Raw genomic sequence first — 15,694 nt, forward strand, 5'->3', positions numbered from 1 at the left:
TATAATTTACGCCATACCAAGGTAACTGCATGAGAGATAAACTTAGTAAGCACCTTTTTGATCCACAAAGCGATGCTTCTATTGAATCAAAGTTATTAAAGTTACTTTCACTTGTACGAAAACATTTAAGTATGGAAGTCGCGTTTATTTCAGAATTCACCAATACTGATCGCGTTTTTAAAGTGGTAGATAACCAAACTACAAATACATGCGTATCAGTAGGTAACTCAGATCCAATTTGCGAAACTTACTGTAAAAAAATATCCGATAACGAGCTAGAACAAATAATCCCTAATACTCTTGAGCACCCAATAACCCGCAACATGCCAGTCACAGAAAAGCTAAATATTGGCTCTTATATTGGTGTACCCATTATTTTATCCACCGGAAAAGTTTATGGAACTTTTTGCTGTTATAAAACCGTATTAGACAATGCCCTGAACGACAAAGATTTGTCATTTCTTAGGCTCATTTCTGAAATAGCTACTGAGTTAATCGAAAAAAAAGTTCAGTCTGACATTTTAAATAATGAGTCAAAGTCGCTTATTGAAAATATTATAAAAACAAACGATATTACGATTTATTTTCAGCCCATATTTAATTTATCAACCAACCAACTTTCGGGTTATGAATCTCTGTCACGCTTTTTTATTGAACCCTATAAAACACCTGATATTTGGTTTAAAGATGCTGAAAAACTGGGTTTAGGAGAAGCATTAGAAATACTTGCTATACAAAATACATTACATTGCTTAGATCAATTTGATGAAAAAGCTTATATCACTATAAATACTTCACCTCAGCATATTTTATCAGGCTCAATAGACAAAGTATTACAAAGCATCGATTGTAATAGAATAATTTTAGAAGTGACTGAACATTCACCTATTTTAGACTACCAAGCGATGCGAACTGCACTTCAACCATTAAGAAGCAAAGGCGTAAGATTAGCTATAGATGATGTTGGAGCTGGCTATTCGTCTTTTCAACATATTTTAGAATTAGAGGCAGATATCATTAAGTTAGATATAAGCCTCACTCAAAATATAAACACAGACCGTAGAAAGTTTTTATTAGCTAAAGCACTATGCGGATTTGCCAAAGCTATTAATTGCTCAATTGTAGCTGAGGGTATAGAAAATCAAGATGAATTAAACACACTAAGAAAACTAGGCGTTGATAACGTACAAGGCTATTTTATTGGGCGCCCAGCTCCTATTGAAGATGCCATCCAATATCAAGCAATTACGCTATAATTAATAAACGCCACTTTTAGTGGCGTTCTGATTCGTTAAATTCTTTTCGATAATAGCGCTTTTGATAGTTTTTTACTTTAGTGTGTACGCCTTTGCTTAAGCTTTTAAATTTAGCCTCAAGTACGTCTACACCATATAAAATACCGACCACCAGCACCGAGAGTTTTATTGCAGCCCCAAGGTTTTCGGTCGCTATCATCACGCCTATTGATGCAAGCACCCAAATGGTTGCAGCAGAGGTTACGCCAACTACCGCACCATCTTTTGCGAGCATAACGCCTGCCCCTAAAAAGCCAATACCTGTAATTATTTGCCCAACTACACGAGAATGATCAATTACATCCCCCTGTAAATTAAACGCAGTGGATAAAAACAAATACGTGCCCAGCGTTATTAGAGCTGATGTACGAATTCCTACAGGTTTACCACGCAATTGGCGCTCTATTCCAATAATAGCACCACAGAAAGCCGCAGTACCAATAGCTGCCCACGAATACGGGGCTACATCAATTAAATCTAAAAAAGTCACTGTTAACCTTATATTTTATTAGCTATAGCCACCGCCGTTCTTAAACGTTGGCTACCAAACGCTGACATTTTACTAAAATCACTTCGTGCAATAGGTACATATTGGCAATCTATTGCGAGCTGTTTATCGTTACCGGGCTCACAAAATGGGTCGTGAACATACACGCAGTGCTCATCAAGGTGCGTAACACACACCCAGTGTGGCGATTTTTTACCATCAAAACTGTATGTACTAATTAATAACAGCACACTAAAGCCTTTACTTAACCACTGCTCAATATGCTCAAGCTCTACATCTTTATACGTAAGCGGTATATTTGCTTGTGCAATACCATCTACAAATTGCTGATGCACTGTGGCAAGTACCACCTTTTTATTTTCGTTGCGTACGCCATCTAAAAACAAAGGCTCTGTGGTATTAACCATTACTTCGCTTATAAAACCACGCTTATTAGCCGCAAGTGCCAAACCAAACGGATGGCAACCACCATGGCCCGATGTCATAAAAATGGTGGTACCTTCACGCCAAAGTGCCAGCTCATGTGATTGAGTAAGCTCAGTTGTTGGCTCAAGTGCACCCATTGCCATTAATAGCGCAGCAGGTCCGCACGTAAACTCAGTAGTTTGCTGATACCACGGCGTTAGACGCGCCACTTTTAACTCACTCGTTTGTCGAATGTTTTTTTGCATTCGTAGTGCGTCACTGTGGTCATCGTAATAATCGCTATATTGACCAAACACTCTGTAACCTAAGCTTTTATAAAGCCCTATCGCACCTTCGTTATTTACAGCCACTTCTAAACGAAGGTAAATACGCCCTCGCTCATACGTTTCTTTTTCAAGGCTAGTAAGCAATGTCTTTGCAACGCCCTTACCTTGCATTGTGGGTTTTACAGCAAGCGAATATAAACGCGCTAAACGAGTCCCTTTATGGCACCACACTAATCCATATCCACATACTTGCTCGCCATTTTGGGCAACGAGTAAAATACCGTGTTTTGCACTAAGCCAGCGTTTTAAACTACGCGGACTTAATTTATCGTTATTAAAGCAAGCGTTTTCTACGTCGATCAGTGCATTTAAATCACTACTAAGCGCTTTTCGAATAACAAGGTTGCTCATGTTATTACCCACGGCCTCGTGCTTCTAAGCGTTGTTTAAACTCATCCATAATGATCATGTATAGCTCGTCACCTAAATAGCCGTCTTCTACCTTGTGATCAATACTTGGGTTGTCGTTTACTTCAAGTACATATGCTTTGCCTTGATGCTCTTTAACATCTACGCCATATAACCCCCTACCCACTGTTTTACATGCTTTTAATGCTGCATCTAATACCGCTTTTGGTAACTCAAAGGTTGGTAATGTTTCAAAGCCACCAGAGAAAAAACGTTTAGCATCGTGGTTATAAATTTGCCAATGGTTACGCGCCATTAAATAGCGGCATGCATAAATTGCACGGCCGTTTAACACACCTACTCGCCAATCGTATTCGGTATACATGTACTCTTGTGCAAGCACTAGTGCGCTATATTCAAACAGCTCTGTAAGCTTAGCGGCAAGCTCATCACGGTTTGAAACTTTAAACACACCTTTTGAGAACGACCCTTCAGGCATTTTTAAAACAAGTGGATATGTAAACGCTTCTTCTAATTGCTCAAGCGTTTCATTTGCTTGATCAGCCACTACAACCGTTTTTAAACTTGGCACTTTTTGATAATTAAATGCATCGTGTAAATACACCTTATTACAACAACGCAAAATAGACTCAGCATCATCAATAACCACTAAACCCAGGCTTTGCGCTTTGCTTGCAAGGCGATACGTTGGGTGGTCAATCGCTGTAGTTTGGCGAATAAATAACGCATCAAACTGGGCAATGTTATCAATTTCGTCAAAGCTTAATGCTTGTGCATAAATACCGTGTTTAGCCGCTGCTTTAATAAAACGTGCAATGGCGTCTTTGTCACTCGGTGGTACTTTTTCGTTATGATCAACAAGTATTGCCATGTCCCATCTAAAACGACGTTGCACAGAACTAATACGCCACTGCGTTTTAGTAAAGTTATCTAGCTTGGCTACAAATTCGCTGTACTGCTGCTCGCTTAAAGACGAGATCGAGCCTTGTTGCAATAATCTTTGTTCATCAACAAATAAAATAGGCGCTGGGTATTGTTTAAATACCGACTTTGCCGCTTTTGATTGTAAATCGTTTTGGGCATTACCAAAGTAAAGTGTGCCATCTATTTGGCCCACATTTAACATAGGAGCTTGGCCACTACGAAGAGCATTAATGGTTTTTACACTGGGTAAAACTTGGTGCTTGCGCGCCTCTGCAAGTAATGAGCAATAGTAACCTTTGCTCAAGTATTGGCTTGAGTCGCACAGATTAATAATGCGTGTTTTTGGTTCGTTATGTTTTGGGTAATCACGTAAGTAGGTATTAAACGTAATTACATTTTCGAACGATTGAGCAAGCGTTTGCTCGTTGTTATCAACCACAATTAAGGTTTTAAACACGACTTTTCCTAGTTAAGTCAAAATATAAAAAGCATGCTTAGTAAAATACTAAGCATTATAAATAGAAACACCCATCGTACTAAGTGGGCATTGCGCGAATCACTTAATATGATGGGTGCTTTAACAGGTACCTACTGTACGAGTTAGCGCTTAAATTGCTTAAGCGACATGTGCTTTATATGCCCTTTTTTAAAAACGCACAAACGAGATATTTTTAGCGTGAAGATGAAAAATATTGATTAACTATATTTTCCTATAAATGCAGATTAAAATACGCAAAACAATACCTTATGAGAGTTAAAAATGTCGCTACCTGCTTGCAAAAAATGCCAATGTGAATATGTTTACGAGGACCAACAACTGCTTGTTTGCCCCGAGTGCGCCCATGAGTGGAACCCAAATAATACAAGCGATGAAGACGCAATTTTAGTAAAAGATGCCAACGGCACTTTACTTAATGATGGCGATAAAGTGACCGTAGCCAAAGATTTAAAAATTAAAGGCAGCTCGCAAGTAATTAAAATTGGCACCAAAGCGGTAGTTAGAAGAGTGCTTGATAAAAAAGATCACGAACTTGATTGTAAAGTAGAAGGCATTGGCGAAATGATGGTAACAGCAAAATTTGTGAAAAAAGCTACCTAAAATTAGATATTTAAAATATAAGGATGTTAGATGAAAAATCATAAAAATAAATTCATCCAAGCCTTATGGTCTGTTATTGAAGCTTATTATTAGTGCGTGTAATAGATTTTGTTTAACTGCTATTAGTTGGTGTATATCTAAAGGTCCACCTACATTTAATAAGGTGAATTATCGCTTAGGTGTGTTTAAGCATTTAACCTCCTCACCTTAATTAGGAGGTATCTCTTGAACTGATCAGTTTACATTTCAGTTAAAGTGCTTTTTAAGCTTCGATTACCCAGTAAAGAAATCAAATACGTTACCAAGTGTTGATGATGAACCTTTATAAAATTCAGTAAAACTACATCGACTGCATGTCACAGCGGTGTACTTTTTATTTTGAACATCAAAAATTCTTGACCAAAAGCCACCCGAAACTCTTATTTCACCGGTATCAAATTCGTTATTATTACACTTAGAGCAAGACCAATTGTTATGTCTCATATTTCAACCTCCATATTATTTATATACGGTATATTAAACACTTAAGGAACGTGTGTAGCAATTTTTTTAATAAACAAACTATAATTTAGTTCTTATATTGGTTAAGTTGGAATTTTGATAGATGTTTGGATGGCTTTTTAATAATTGCTTTTTATAATAATTAGTATGGGGGTCATACTAATTTCACTCAGGGATTACCTACTTGTTAGCTGTATATTGCGTTAGCAACAAAAATTTTCGTAAGTCTCGCTCTTGTCTCATTACGTGCAAAATATATACTTTATTGTTATCTTTTTTGTAAAATATACGACAAGGATTCACGACCAGTTCAAGATAATTTAGGTTAGCTAACTCAATTGGTTTTTTACCTGATTCAGGAAAGAGTTCGAGACGTTCAACTTTTTCAAATATTTTGGAAACCAATTTTTTCGCTGACTGCAAATTGCTTAATGCGATATATTCAGCAATATCGTTAAGATCATCCAAAGCTGGATTAGTCCAAATTATTTCAGCCATTTATTCATTTTATCTTTAGCTTCGACATTCGACATGGTTTCACCACGACTTATTGCCTGCTCTCCTTTTGCAAGAGACTCAAGAATTTGCATACGCTTTTGCATAAATTCATAATCATCAACATCTACTAAGTATGCAGATGGTTGTCCATGTTCAGTTATCAACACAGGTTCTTTAGAGGAATGAAGTTCAGATAATATCTTCGTTGCTTGACGCTTCAATGTTGTTACTAGTTCTACTCTCATAATAATCCCCAAACAAATGTATCACTATAGTAGCACCGAGTAGCCAACTTGGGAAATACAACTAACGAGGCTGTATAATCAATTAAAAAGGGAGCACCTAACATCAACCCTGATCATTTTTAAACTACTAGGTACTTCTCATTATATGCCTTTATACAAATTGAAATACATACCACGTTACGCTATAAAAGCATTGCTGTAGGTTGGATAAATGGCAAAGCTATGCCATCCGACAAATTAATTTATAAAAAAGCATTTATTACTTTGGTATGGCTCTGCAAGCAAATACCTCTCTTAAAAAACGAAAGCTTTATAAAATCTCTACCACCACGTATTCGTGGGCTTTATCTGCGATTGTTAATGTAATTTCATCATCAATCTGTTTATTTAGTAACTGCTTACCCATTGGTGCGCCGGGTGTTACAACAGCAATTGCGTGCTGTTTAACGTTTACTGTTAAACCACCAGCTGCAGGGCCTAAATAAAACCATTTTTGGGCTGCGTTATCATTTTCTAAACATACCAGCGAACCGATAGCTATTTTGTCGGTTGGTTTTTCGTTGAAGGCAGGCTCAAACAATTCTATGCTTTTATAGCAATCGTTTACGCGCTGGGCTTGGCCTTGTGCTAAATAAGCGGCTTCGAGCCCTAGGGTATCGTATTTGTTTTCGGCTATGTTTTCTTCATGTGTGGCGGTGTCGTGCGCAGTTTTTGCCGCTACTTTTGCTGTTGTAAGCTGCGCTTCTAGCGCAAAACGAAGATGTTCGATAACGTGGGTTTTATTCATTGGGATTAATACAATACTGGCAGTAAAAATAAGGCAGTTAGTTTAACATTTTTGCCAGGCTTAAAACCATTGTTTTAAACCCCGCAAGTTTGGTGGGAATACTAGCGGGGTTTAAATAAGCATTAAACAAGCAAAGAGCTGTTGGTTGGTGCAGCTCTTTGCTTGTGTTTTATTAAAAACCTTATGGCATATCTAATAATGTTTGCGTGTGGGCATCTACTTTAACTTCGTAGTTTTTAGCGCTTAAACCCAATAGCTCCGGCAGGGTTGCCGCTATACAAATAGACGAGAACGTACCCACTACAATGCCGGTAAATAATGCTATAGCAAAGCCTTGCAGTGGTGCACCTGCAAGCAACCAAACGCTGGCAACCGTTGCAAGTGTGGTACCCGACGTTATTAAGGTGCGCGTTAGTGTGCTTTTAATCGCATTATTAATAATAGTCGCAGGGCTAAGTATATTGTTTGATTGAACACGTAAAAGCTCACGCACTCTATCCCCTACTATTATTGAGTCGTTAAGTGAGTAACCAATAATAGCCAGTAAACTTGCCAGTACGGTTAGGTTAAATTCAATTTGTAATAGTGAAAATAACCCAAGTACGAGTATTAAATCGTGCACTAGCGCAACCACAGACCCTACCGCTAATCGCCATTCAAAACGCACTGCAAGGTAAATCATTACTGCAATCATTGCAGCAAACATGGCTAAACAACCCTGATCAAATAACTCATCGCCCACTTGTGAGCCAATATAAGCTGACGATAATACCTGTGCGTTTATATCATCGTTTTGTGTAACAGCGCTTTGCCAATCAAGGCTATTAGCTGTTGTTGATGCACTTGGTGCTTCTCTTAATTGAAAATGACTATTACCTTGCGCGGTTAGCTCAAACTCACCGTTGTGATTTTTATCAATAAACGATTGAAGCTCTTTTAGTTCAACACTTTGGCTGGTTGTAAACTCAGTTAAATAACCGCCGGTAAAATCTAGGCCAAAATTTAAACCTTTTTGCGTAAGCGTAAATACGGATAGCAACACTAACATGGCGCTTAAAAGCATGCCTATAAAACGTAAACGTGTACCCTTTTCACCTTTCAAAAAATAATTAAGCATGTGCTTTTACTCCTGCTTTTTTACCCATTTTTAAATACAACGTTTGACTTAATATTTTTGATACGTACACACCTGTAAATACAGACGTTAAAAGCCCCAGTGCGAGTGTAATGGCAAAACCTTTAACGGGCCCATAGCCTATGCCGTATAAGATAAGTGCGGTGATCATGGTGGTTATATTGGCATCAAATATTGTATTTGCGGCTTGTTTATAACCCTCTTGAATAGCTTGATATGGTGCACGGCCTTGGCGACGTTCTTCTTTAATGCGTTCAAATATTATTACGTTAGTGTCTACCGCCATACCTATGGTTAGCACCAAGCCTGCAATACCCGGAAGCGTTAACACAACCCCTGGTAATAATGACATTAAGCCCACAAGCGACGTTAAATTTAATATAAGTGCCACGTTTGCAATAAGACCTAAACGGCGATACCAAAGCGCCATAAATGCAAGGGTAATACCCATGCCTAACATAAGCGCGGCTAAGCCATTACTAATATTTTCTTGGCCGAGGCTTGGCCCTATTGTTTGTTCGTGCACAATTGTAACGGGTGCTGTAAGCGATCCTGCACGGAGTAACAATGCCAGATCGGCTGCCGCTTGTTGGCTTTTCATATTGGTAATACTAAAACGCGAACTTAAATGCTGAGCAATATTGGCAACGTTAATAACTTCGCTTTTTTTAACTACTTCGCCTTTAGCGTTTTGAGAATACTCAGAGTAAACCGTCGCCATTGGCTTACCAATATTGGCTTTTGAAAACGCCGACATTGCATCCCCACCTTGGCCGTCTAGGCTCAGTTGCACTAGTGGTTTACCCCAATCGTCGCGGCCTATGTTTGCATTATTAATATGGTCCCCTGTAAAAATTGGCACAGGATCGAGCTTTATCGTTCCGCCCGATTGCATATTAAATGTTTGCCCGCCAATTTCTTTTAATTGATAAAAACCAAGCGATGCTGTTGCACCAATAATACGCTTAGCTTCGGTTGGATCTTGCACGCCTGGTAGCTCTATACGAATGCGATGTTTGCCTTGTTGCTGTGTTACCGCTTCGGTAATGCCTAACTCTTCAATACGCGAACGAAGGGTTGTAAGTGTTTGCCCCATAACCTCTTTATCAAAGCTGCTGCGGCCTTGCTCTGAATAATTAAATTTGGCAGCTTTAACGCTGCCGTTATTGCTTGTTACAACGGCTAAATTAACAAATCGGCTTTGTAGCTCTTCAATAACGGGGGTTAACTTGTCGGTTGCATTAGGCAGTGCGTTTATTTCAAACCCCTGCTGAGTTTGCTGCGCTTTTACGCCATGTGCTTTTTGCTTAATAATGATTGATTTAGCTTGTTGATACGCACTGACTAATTGCTCATCAACGGCTCTATCTAAATCTACGTCTAGTACAAATAGCACACCGCCATTTAAATCAAGGCCCAGCTTTATTGGTGATAAACCAAAATTTTGTAACCATGTAGGGCTGGTTGCATGCTCAACAATTTTTACTTGCGTGTTTGGGTATTGCGCTTTTATAGCCGCTTGCGCCTGTGCGCTTTTAGTTGGCTCGTTTAAAAGTACATTAATAGTTGATTGTTTATCTAAGCCTTGCTCAACCTCAAGTCCTTGGTTATTTAAAAAAGTAACTAGGGTTTTAGTGCTTGGTAAAGATTGTGTTTCGCTGTGCGGCGTATTACTTACGTGCAACCACGATTTATTTGGATATAGGTTTGGTAATGCGCTAATAGCTAATAAAACCAGTACTATTAGCATGGCTATATAGCTTAATTGGAACTTAGCCGTGGACGGCTTTTTATCTTTTTTAAAACTTAACATGTTGAATCCTTATTGCCAGCAAAGCTAGCAACGTACTTTCTAAAAGCACAATTAATCTGCAGGCTAAAACTTTAAAAGTTAAAACCTAATAAAATTAAATAAGGAAAATTAAGCGTGGTAGGTAGTTACGGCAGTGTAGAGTAAGTTAACGTCTTTCCAGCCACTTAAGCGCGACTTTTTACTATTAGTTACAAGCGTATACCAAGGTTGTATGCGGTTAACGGCTCTCGGTCGTAAAAATATATGCCTAACAAGATTTTGAGCAAAAAATTCAAAAACCACATCGTATTCAGGCTCACTTTGCACAGTATGCAAAAACAATGATGAATTATTGGCAGTTAATCTTGGTTGGTGCGCGTTAAAATCGGTTTGATGCGTTTTTTTATGTTGCGAAGTATCTACAGACTTACTAATAGGCTGTATTTTAGTTAAATCGGTAATATCAGTAGGCGAAACCTGCGTGCTAATATTTATATTTAAATTTTGTGAGGCGCCCATAGCATTGCTCTGCACACTAAAAAGTGCAGCAAGTAGCAAAAAGGCAGTTAAAAACACTCTAAATTTAAACATTCACGTTTTAAAACTAAAATAGGGGATGCGTAGTATATAAGGGCAAGCATTTAAAATACAATGCTTATTAATTAAGTATTTAGTTTTAACAGAGATCACTAATGCGCCCCAGACAAAGCACAGAAAAACGCCCCGACGCCATGAATTTACGCCAAAGTGTAAAAACACTGTGGCCCTACCTTACAAAATTTAAAGGCCGTGTTTTTATTGCACTTATGGCGCTTATAGGCGCAAAAGGTGCCACTTTGTTAATGCCTTGGGCGCTTAAAGAAATAATAGACTCGGTAGATAAGTCAATTAACCCACTGTTAGTTATCCCTGCTTTATTGTTATTGATGTACGGTGCACTGCGTTTTGCTAGCGTATTTTTAGGTGAGATAAGAGATGCTGTATTTTCTCGCGTAACCGAGCACGCTATGCGTGATATTGGTTTAAAAGTATTTAAGCATTTGCACTCACTTGAGCTGGCTTTTCATTTAGATAGGCAAACTGGCGGTATTAGCCGCGATATAGAACGCGGTACAAGTGGGTTAAGCTTTTTAATGCGTTTTTTAATGTTTAACATTGTGCCTACTTTATTTGAAATACTGACTGTTGCGATTATTTTTGGCACGTTGTTTTCTGTTTGGTTTGCGCTTATTACATTACTGGCAGTTGCTATTTATATTACCTTTACTGTGGTGGTTACTCAGTGGAGAAACCGCTTTATTCGCGAAGCAAACGCTGCTGATAATCAAAGTAATACCCGCGCAGTAGACAGCTTGCTTAATTATGAAACTGTAAAATATTTTAATAACGAACAGTTTGAAGCAAAAACGTACGACACCTTTTTAGCAAACTGGGAAAAAGCCCGTTTAAAAAATAGAATGTCGTTGCTCGCCCTCAACTCAGGCCAAGCACTTATTATCGCTTGTGCTATTACCGCTTTAATGTGGTTGGGCTCAACCGAGGTAGTTGCAGGTACGCTTTCTATTGGTGAGCTTGTGATGATTAACGCGTATATGATTCAATTGTTTTTACCGCTTAACTTTTTAGGTTTTGTGTACCGCGAAATAAGACGCGCGCTAACCGACCTTGAAAACATGCTTGGACTACTTAACAAAAAACCACAAATAAACGATGCACTTAATGCTAAAGAGCTCAATATTAGCCAAGGTGAAATAACATTTAATAATGTAAGTTTTAGTTACGATGCGCATCGCCCTATTCTTAATAATCTTAGCTTTAGTGTTAAAGCAGGCAGCAAAGTAGCCATTGTTGGTGCCAGTGGAGCTGGTAAAAGCTCATTGGCGCGACTGCTTTATCGTTTTTATGATGCAAGCGCTGGTGAAATTAGTATTGATAATCAAGCAATAAACTCAGTAACACTTAATAGTTTACGAAAAGCCATTGCAATAGTCCCGCAAGATACTGTGCTGTTTAACACCACGATTCGTGAAAATATCGCTTACGGCAGACCATCAGCAAGCGATGCTGAAATTGACGAAGCCATTGCTATGGCGCATTTAAAAGACTTTATAGGCACACTTGATAAAGGCGATAAAACACTGGTTGGCGAGCGTGGTTTAAAAGTATCCGGCGGCGAAAAACAGCGTATTGCCATTGCACGCGCTATTTTGAAAAAATCCCCTATTTTAATTTTTGATGAAGCAACATCTGCACTCGACTCTCATTCTGAGCAAGCAATTCTCGCAGCAATGCGTGAAGTTGCCAGTAACCATACGAGTATTGTTATTGCTCATCGGTTATCTACTATTACCGATGCAGACACCATTATTGTGCTCAAAGCCGGACAAATTATTGAGCAAGGTAAGCACGATGAATTACTTACACTCGCCGGAGAATACGCCCGTATGTGGGAACTACAGCATAAAAAATAAATAGTGTGTAACCCCTCTTAGCTCGGATACCTTCAAGTATTCGAGCTAAATAAAGCGTTTATAGAACCTATTAGCCCTTCTCTTTACTCCTATATTAGTTTTATCGAGCACTGTGGTGATTCACCTCAAAAGATTTGTTTGTCTGATTAATATCAATAACAATCGATAAGTTAAATATTCGTAACAATAAAAATAATTCACTGCTGCTTTAATTCAATCAGTGATACTCAGGAGTAAGTAATGAAAAAGAGTTTAATTGCCGCAGCATTAGCTGCCACATTTATTACCGGTTGTTCAGAGCCGCAAACAACAAAAACACACGAGCAACAACCTAAAGTAGTCACTGCAGCAGTGACAGAAAAAGCAGAGTTAGGTAGTTTTGGTGTTGATCTAACAGCTCGTAACGAAGCCGTTAAACCAGGCGATGACTTTTTTATGTATGCCAGCGGCACGTGGTATGACAACTACGAAATGCCTGCAGATAAAACCCGCTATGGTGCATTTTCTGGATTAGCTGAGCGAAGCGAAGACGATGTTAAAGCTATTATTGAAGAAATAGCAGCACGCAAAGACTTAAACGCAGAAGAAAAACTCGTTGCTGATTTTTACAATGCGTATATGGATACCGAAACACTTAATAAACTCGGTGTAGCGCCTATTAAGCCATTGTTAAGTGAAATTAGTGATATAGCGTCAACTGACGATTTAGCTGAGATGTTTGGTAAGTCTTGGTTAACCGGTAATAAAGCTCCTTTTGGCGGCGGCATGTGGTTTAATCGCCTAGACCCTAATAAATATGAAATGTCACTAGGTGCTGGTGGTTTAGGTCTCCCCGATCGTTCTTACTACCTTGAAGATGCTGAGCGCTTTGTTAAAACCCGTACAGCTTATGTTGCCCACATTGCTGACATGCTTGAGTTTGCAGGAGTCGAAAATAGCGCAGAGCGTGCTCAAGCAATTGTTGATCTTGAAACCAAAATTGCACAAGGTCATTGGCCCCGTGAAAAGCGCCGTAATCGCGATTTAACGCTAAACCAAATTGAACGCGCCGATTTAAGCACTGCTTATCCTGGCTTTAACTGGGATTTATACTTTGCGCAAACAGGTTATAAAGTACCTCAGTTAAATATCTCTCAGCCTGAGCCAATAAAAGCGATGATTGAACTAATCAATCAAGAAGATATTGCAGTATGGAAAGACTACCTAACGTATCATGCTATAAGCGGTAACGCAGGTTTACTATCAGAAGACGTATTTAATACTAACTTTGCTTTTTTTGGTAAAGAACTAAACGGACAACAAGAGCCTCGCCCTCGTTGGAAACGTGCAATAAGTGAAATGTCAGGCACAAGTTCGCTTGGTTTTGCTATTGGTAAAATATACGTAGCACGTTACTTTCCTGAGTCGTCAAAACAACAAATGTCAGAGCTGGTTGAAAACCTTCGTACAGCCCTTGGTGAACGTATTGATAACCTAGAGTGGATGGGCGATGAAACTAAAGTAAATGCGCGCGCTAAATTGGCTGCATTTGTACCAAAAATTGGTTACCCCGATGTATGGCAGTCTTATGAAGGTTTAAGCATTACTAAAAACGATTTGATTGGTAATGTGAAAAACATGCGTGAATTTTTTCATGCAGAAAGTGTTGAAAAAGAGCTACAAAAAACAGACCGTAACCGCTGGGGCATGACACCACAACGCGTAAACGCTTACTACAATAGCTCGTTTAATGAAATTGTATTTCCGGCTGCGATATTACAACCGCCGTTTTTCGATCCAAATGCCGATCCGGCTGTAAACTATGGCGGTATTGGCGCTGTAATTGGTCACGAAATGGGTCATGGATTTGACGATCAAGGTTCAAAATCAGACGAAAACGGTGTGCAACGTAACTGGTGGACTGATGCTGACCGCGCTGCATTTGACAAAAAAGCCGACCAACTAGCTGCCCAGTACAGTAAATACGAACCAATCGAAGGTAACTTTGTTAATGGTCGTAATAGCCTTGGCGAAAACATTGGTGATGTAGGTGGCTTATCAATGGCCTATCACGCGTACAAGCTAAGTTTAAATGGTAAAGAAGCGCCTGTTATTGACGGCGTTACAGGCGATCAGCGCTTCTTCCTGGCGTGGGCACAAGTATGGAAAGAAAAACGTACTGAGCAAAGCATGCTTAACCAACTGCGTGGTGGCACACATGCTCCAGGTCGCTTTAGAGCACAGGCGCCACGTAACCACGATGCATGGTACAAAGCGTTTGATGTAAAACCAGGCGATGAGCTATACCTTCCTGAAGATGAACGTGTACGTATTTGGTAAGTAACACTTACTTTTTATTACTTAGTAAGGCAACCTGTTATACAGGTTGCTTTTTTATTGAATTAAATTTACACATAATAGATATAATTCCAACGTCTAGAACCCTCGATGAGCCCATTAATAAAATACAGTTTACATGGCTTTTAAACGTTACCGATTTAATCTGTTTTAATACTTACTAGCCCTTGAATGCATTTACCTTTAGAATACGCATTATAATTTTATTCTATTATTTACATATATTAAGGCGAAACGCAGATGGGAAGAGCTTACCAAAACAAAAAAGATTCAATGGCTAAGACTGCGGGTGCTAAAACTAAAGTTTATTCTAAGTACGGCAAAGAAATTTATATTTGTGCTAAAAACGGCGGTGTAGATCCAGATGGTAATTTATCATTACGTCGTTTAATTGAACGCGCTAAAAAAGACCAAGTACCAGCACACGTTATTGACCGCGCAATCGACAAAGCAAAAGGCGGCGGCGGTGAAGACTACGCAGCAACACGTTACGAAGGTTACGGCCCTGGTAACTGTATGATTATTGTTGACTGTTTAACAGACAACAACAAGCGTACCTTTGCTGATGTACGTGTTTGTTTTACCAAAGCAAATGCTAAAATTGGCGCTCAAAACTCTGTTTCACATTTATTTGATCACCTTGCTATTTTTGTATTTGACGGTGATGACGACGAAGCAGTACTTGAAGCTCTTATGATGGCTGATGTTGATGTAACTGACGTAGAAGTTGATGACGGTAAAGTTACTGTTTTTGCTCCTCACACAGAGTACAACAATACACGTACAGCGCTTGAAGAAATGGGCGTGACTGAATTTGACGAAGACCTAATTAGCTTTGTGCCACAAATTGAAACGCCGATTGAAGGCGAAGACGTTGAAGTTATGGAACGCTTTTTAGCAATGTTAGAAGATTGCGACGACGTACAAAACGTTTACCATAACGCGCAATTCTAAAGAGCAATTTAGTAAGTTAGAACGACT

At 39.0% G+C, this 15,694-nt stretch carries 15 protein-coding genes; 5 read left to right on the top strand and 10 right to left on the bottom strand.

Annotation, left to right across the window (positions count from 1 at the left end; translation table 11 throughout):
* Positions 1-29 precede the first annotated feature (29 nt).
* Positions 30-1,256 carry an EAL domain-containing protein gene (locus tag H5120_RS09440; RefSeq protein ID WP_182674185.1) on the top strand — a complete coding sequence of 409 codons (1,227 nt, stop codon included), beginning with the start codon at positions 30-32 and terminating at the stop codon, positions 1,254-1,256.
* 16 nt (positions 1,257-1,272) lie between these two features.
* Here the strand turns inward: H5120_RS09440 and H5120_RS09445 are convergent, their stop codons facing one another.
* From H5120_RS09445 to H5120_RS09455, 3 genes are read right to left on the bottom strand one after another with little or no spacing between them, the layout of a single operon-like run.
* Positions 1,273-1,785 (bottom strand): MgtC/SapB family protein, encoded by a 513-nt coding sequence (locus H5120_RS09445; RefSeq protein ID WP_002960746.1) that lies wholly within the window; start codon positions 1,783-1,785, stop codon positions 1,273-1,275.
* Between the two features lie 8 nt (positions 1,786-1,793).
* The gene (locus tag H5120_RS09450) at positions 1,794-2,906 is read right to left on the bottom strand and encodes a GNAT family N-acetyltransferase/peptidase C39 family protein (RefSeq protein WP_182674186.1); all 1,113 of its coding nucleotides are present in this window, start codon (positions 2,904-2,906) and stop codon (positions 1,794-1,796) included.
* Positions 2,907-2,910: 4 nt separating this feature from the next.
* A complete protein-coding gene (locus H5120_RS09455; protein ID WP_182674187.1) occupies positions 2,911-4,305 on the bottom strand; it encodes a RimK family protein in 1,395 nt (464 codons plus the stop codon).
* Positions 4,306-4,608: 303 nt separating this feature from the next.
* On the opposite strand from H5120_RS09455, the gene H5120_RS09460 reads away from it, so the two are divergent.
* Positions 4,609-4,947 (top strand): zinc ribbon domain-containing protein YjdM, encoded by a 339-nt coding sequence (locus H5120_RS09460; RefSeq protein ID WP_182674188.1) that lies wholly within the window; start codon positions 4,609-4,611, stop codon positions 4,945-4,947.
* 273 nt (positions 4,948-5,220) lie between these two features.
* Here H5120_RS09460 and H5120_RS09465 read toward each other — a convergent pair whose 3' ends face one another.
* From H5120_RS09465 to H5120_RS09495, 7 genes are all read right to left on the bottom strand, one after another.
* The gene (locus H5120_RS09465; protein WP_007582647.1) at positions 5,221-5,430 is read right to left on the bottom strand and encodes a zinc ribbon domain-containing protein; all 210 of its coding nucleotides are present in this window, start codon (positions 5,428-5,430) and stop codon (positions 5,221-5,223) included.
* Between the two features lie 198 nt (positions 5,431-5,628).
* A complete protein-coding gene (locus tag H5120_RS09470) occupies positions 5,629-5,946 on the bottom strand; it encodes a type II toxin-antitoxin system RelE/ParE family toxin (RefSeq protein WP_182674189.1) in 318 nt (105 codons plus the stop codon).
* On the bottom strand, positions 5,934-6,191 hold the full coding sequence (locus H5120_RS09475) for a type II toxin-antitoxin system Phd/YefM family antitoxin (RefSeq protein WP_010555056.1): 258 nt from the start codon (positions 6,189-6,191) through the stop codon (positions 5,934-5,936). Before H5120_RS09475 ends, H5120_RS09470 begins: the two co-directional genes overlap by 13 nt.
* A gap of 310 nt (positions 6,192-6,501) precedes the next feature.
* Entirely contained in the window at positions 6,502-6,978 is a 477-nt protein-coding gene (locus H5120_RS09480) for a GreA/GreB family elongation factor (protein WP_182674190.1), read from the bottom strand.
* 181 nt (positions 6,979-7,159) lie between these two features.
* Positions 7,160-8,095 carry a protein translocase subunit SecF gene (gene secF, locus H5120_RS09485; RefSeq protein WP_182674191.1) on the bottom strand — a complete coding sequence of 312 codons (936 nt, stop codon included), beginning with the start codon at positions 8,093-8,095 and terminating at the stop codon, positions 7,160-7,162.
* Complete coding sequence (gene secD, locus H5120_RS09490) at positions 8,088-9,926, bottom strand: protein translocase subunit SecD (RefSeq protein ID WP_182674192.1); 1,839 nt, start codon at positions 9,924-9,926, stop codon at positions 8,088-8,090. Before secD ends, secF begins: the two co-directional genes overlap by 8 nt.
* A gap of 108 nt (positions 9,927-10,034) precedes the next feature.
* Complete coding sequence (locus H5120_RS09495; RefSeq protein ID WP_182674193.1) at positions 10,035-10,496, bottom strand: hypothetical protein; 462 nt, start codon at positions 10,494-10,496, stop codon at positions 10,035-10,037.
* 101 nt (positions 10,497-10,597) lie between these two features.
* Here H5120_RS09495 and H5120_RS09500 point away from each other — a divergent pair, with 101 nt between their 5' ends.
* From H5120_RS09500 to H5120_RS09510, 3 genes are all read left to right on the top strand, one after another.
* A complete protein-coding gene (locus H5120_RS09500) occupies positions 10,598-12,376 on the top strand; it encodes an ABC transporter ATP-binding protein/permease (protein WP_182674194.1) in 1,779 nt (592 codons plus the stop codon).
* 240 nt (positions 12,377-12,616) lie between these two features.
* Complete coding sequence (locus H5120_RS09505) at positions 12,617-14,695, top strand: M13 family metallopeptidase (RefSeq protein WP_182674195.1); 2,079 nt, start codon at positions 12,617-12,619, stop codon at positions 14,693-14,695.
* A gap of 258 nt (positions 14,696-14,953) precedes the next feature.
* Entirely contained in the window at positions 14,954-15,667 is a 714-nt protein-coding gene (locus tag H5120_RS09510; protein WP_002959761.1) for a YebC/PmpR family DNA-binding transcriptional regulator, read from the top strand.
* The last annotated feature ends 27 nt before the right edge of the window (positions 15,668-15,694 follow it).

Origin of the sequence: Pseudoalteromonas sp. SR43-2 (genome assembly GCF_014163885.1) — a bacterium.
Lineage (GTDB): Bacteria > Pseudomonadota > Gammaproteobacteria > Enterobacterales > Alteromonadaceae > Pseudoalteromonas > Pseudoalteromonas distincta.

Bases quoted from the DNA above. Each gene is read 5' to 3' on its own strand.
- H5120_RS09440 (WP_182674185.1), top strand. From the start codon at position 30: ATGAGAGATAAACTTAGTAAGCACCTTTTTGATCCACAAAGCGATGCT.
- H5120_RS09495 (WP_182674193.1), bottom strand. From the start codon at position 10,496: ATGTTTAAATTTAGAGTGTTTTTAACTGCCTTTTTGCTACTTGCTGCA.
- H5120_RS09475 (WP_010555056.1), bottom strand. From the start codon at position 6,191: ATGAGAGTAGAACTAGTAACAACATTGAAGCGTCAAGCAACGAAGATA.
- H5120_RS09505 (WP_182674195.1), top strand. From the start codon at position 12,617: ATGAAAAAGAGTTTAATTGCCGCAGCATTAGCTGCCACATTTATTACC.
- H5120_RS09470 (WP_182674189.1), bottom strand. From the start codon at position 5,946: ATGGCTGAAATAATTTGGACTAATCCAGCTTTGGATGATCTTAACGAT.
- H5120_RS09450 (WP_182674186.1), bottom strand. From the start codon at position 2,906: ATGAGCAACCTTGTTATTCGAAAAGCGCTTAGTAGTGATTTAAATGCA.
- H5120_RS09480 (WP_182674190.1), bottom strand. From the start codon at position 6,978: ATGAATAAAACCCACGTTATCGAACATCTTCGTTTTGCGCTAGAAGCG.
- H5120_RS09465 (WP_007582647.1), bottom strand. From the start codon at position 5,430: ATGAGACATAACAATTGGTCTTGCTCTAAGTGTAATAATAACGAATTT.
- secD (WP_182674192.1), bottom strand. From the start codon at position 9,926: ATGTTAAGTTTTAAAAAAGATAAAAAGCCGTCCACGGCTAAGTTCCAA.
- H5120_RS09500 (WP_182674194.1), top strand. From the start codon at position 10,598: ATGCGCCCCAGACAAAGCACAGAAAAACGCCCCGACGCCATGAATTTA.
- H5120_RS09510 (WP_002959761.1), top strand. From the start codon at position 14,954: ATGGGAAGAGCTTACCAAAACAAAAAAGATTCAATGGCTAAGACTGCG.
- H5120_RS09460 (WP_182674188.1), top strand. From the start codon at position 4,609: ATGTCGCTACCTGCTTGCAAAAAATGCCAATGTGAATATGTTTACGAG.
- secF (WP_182674191.1), bottom strand. From the start codon at position 8,095: ATGCTTAATTATTTTTTGAAAGGTGAAAAGGGTACACGTTTACGTTTT.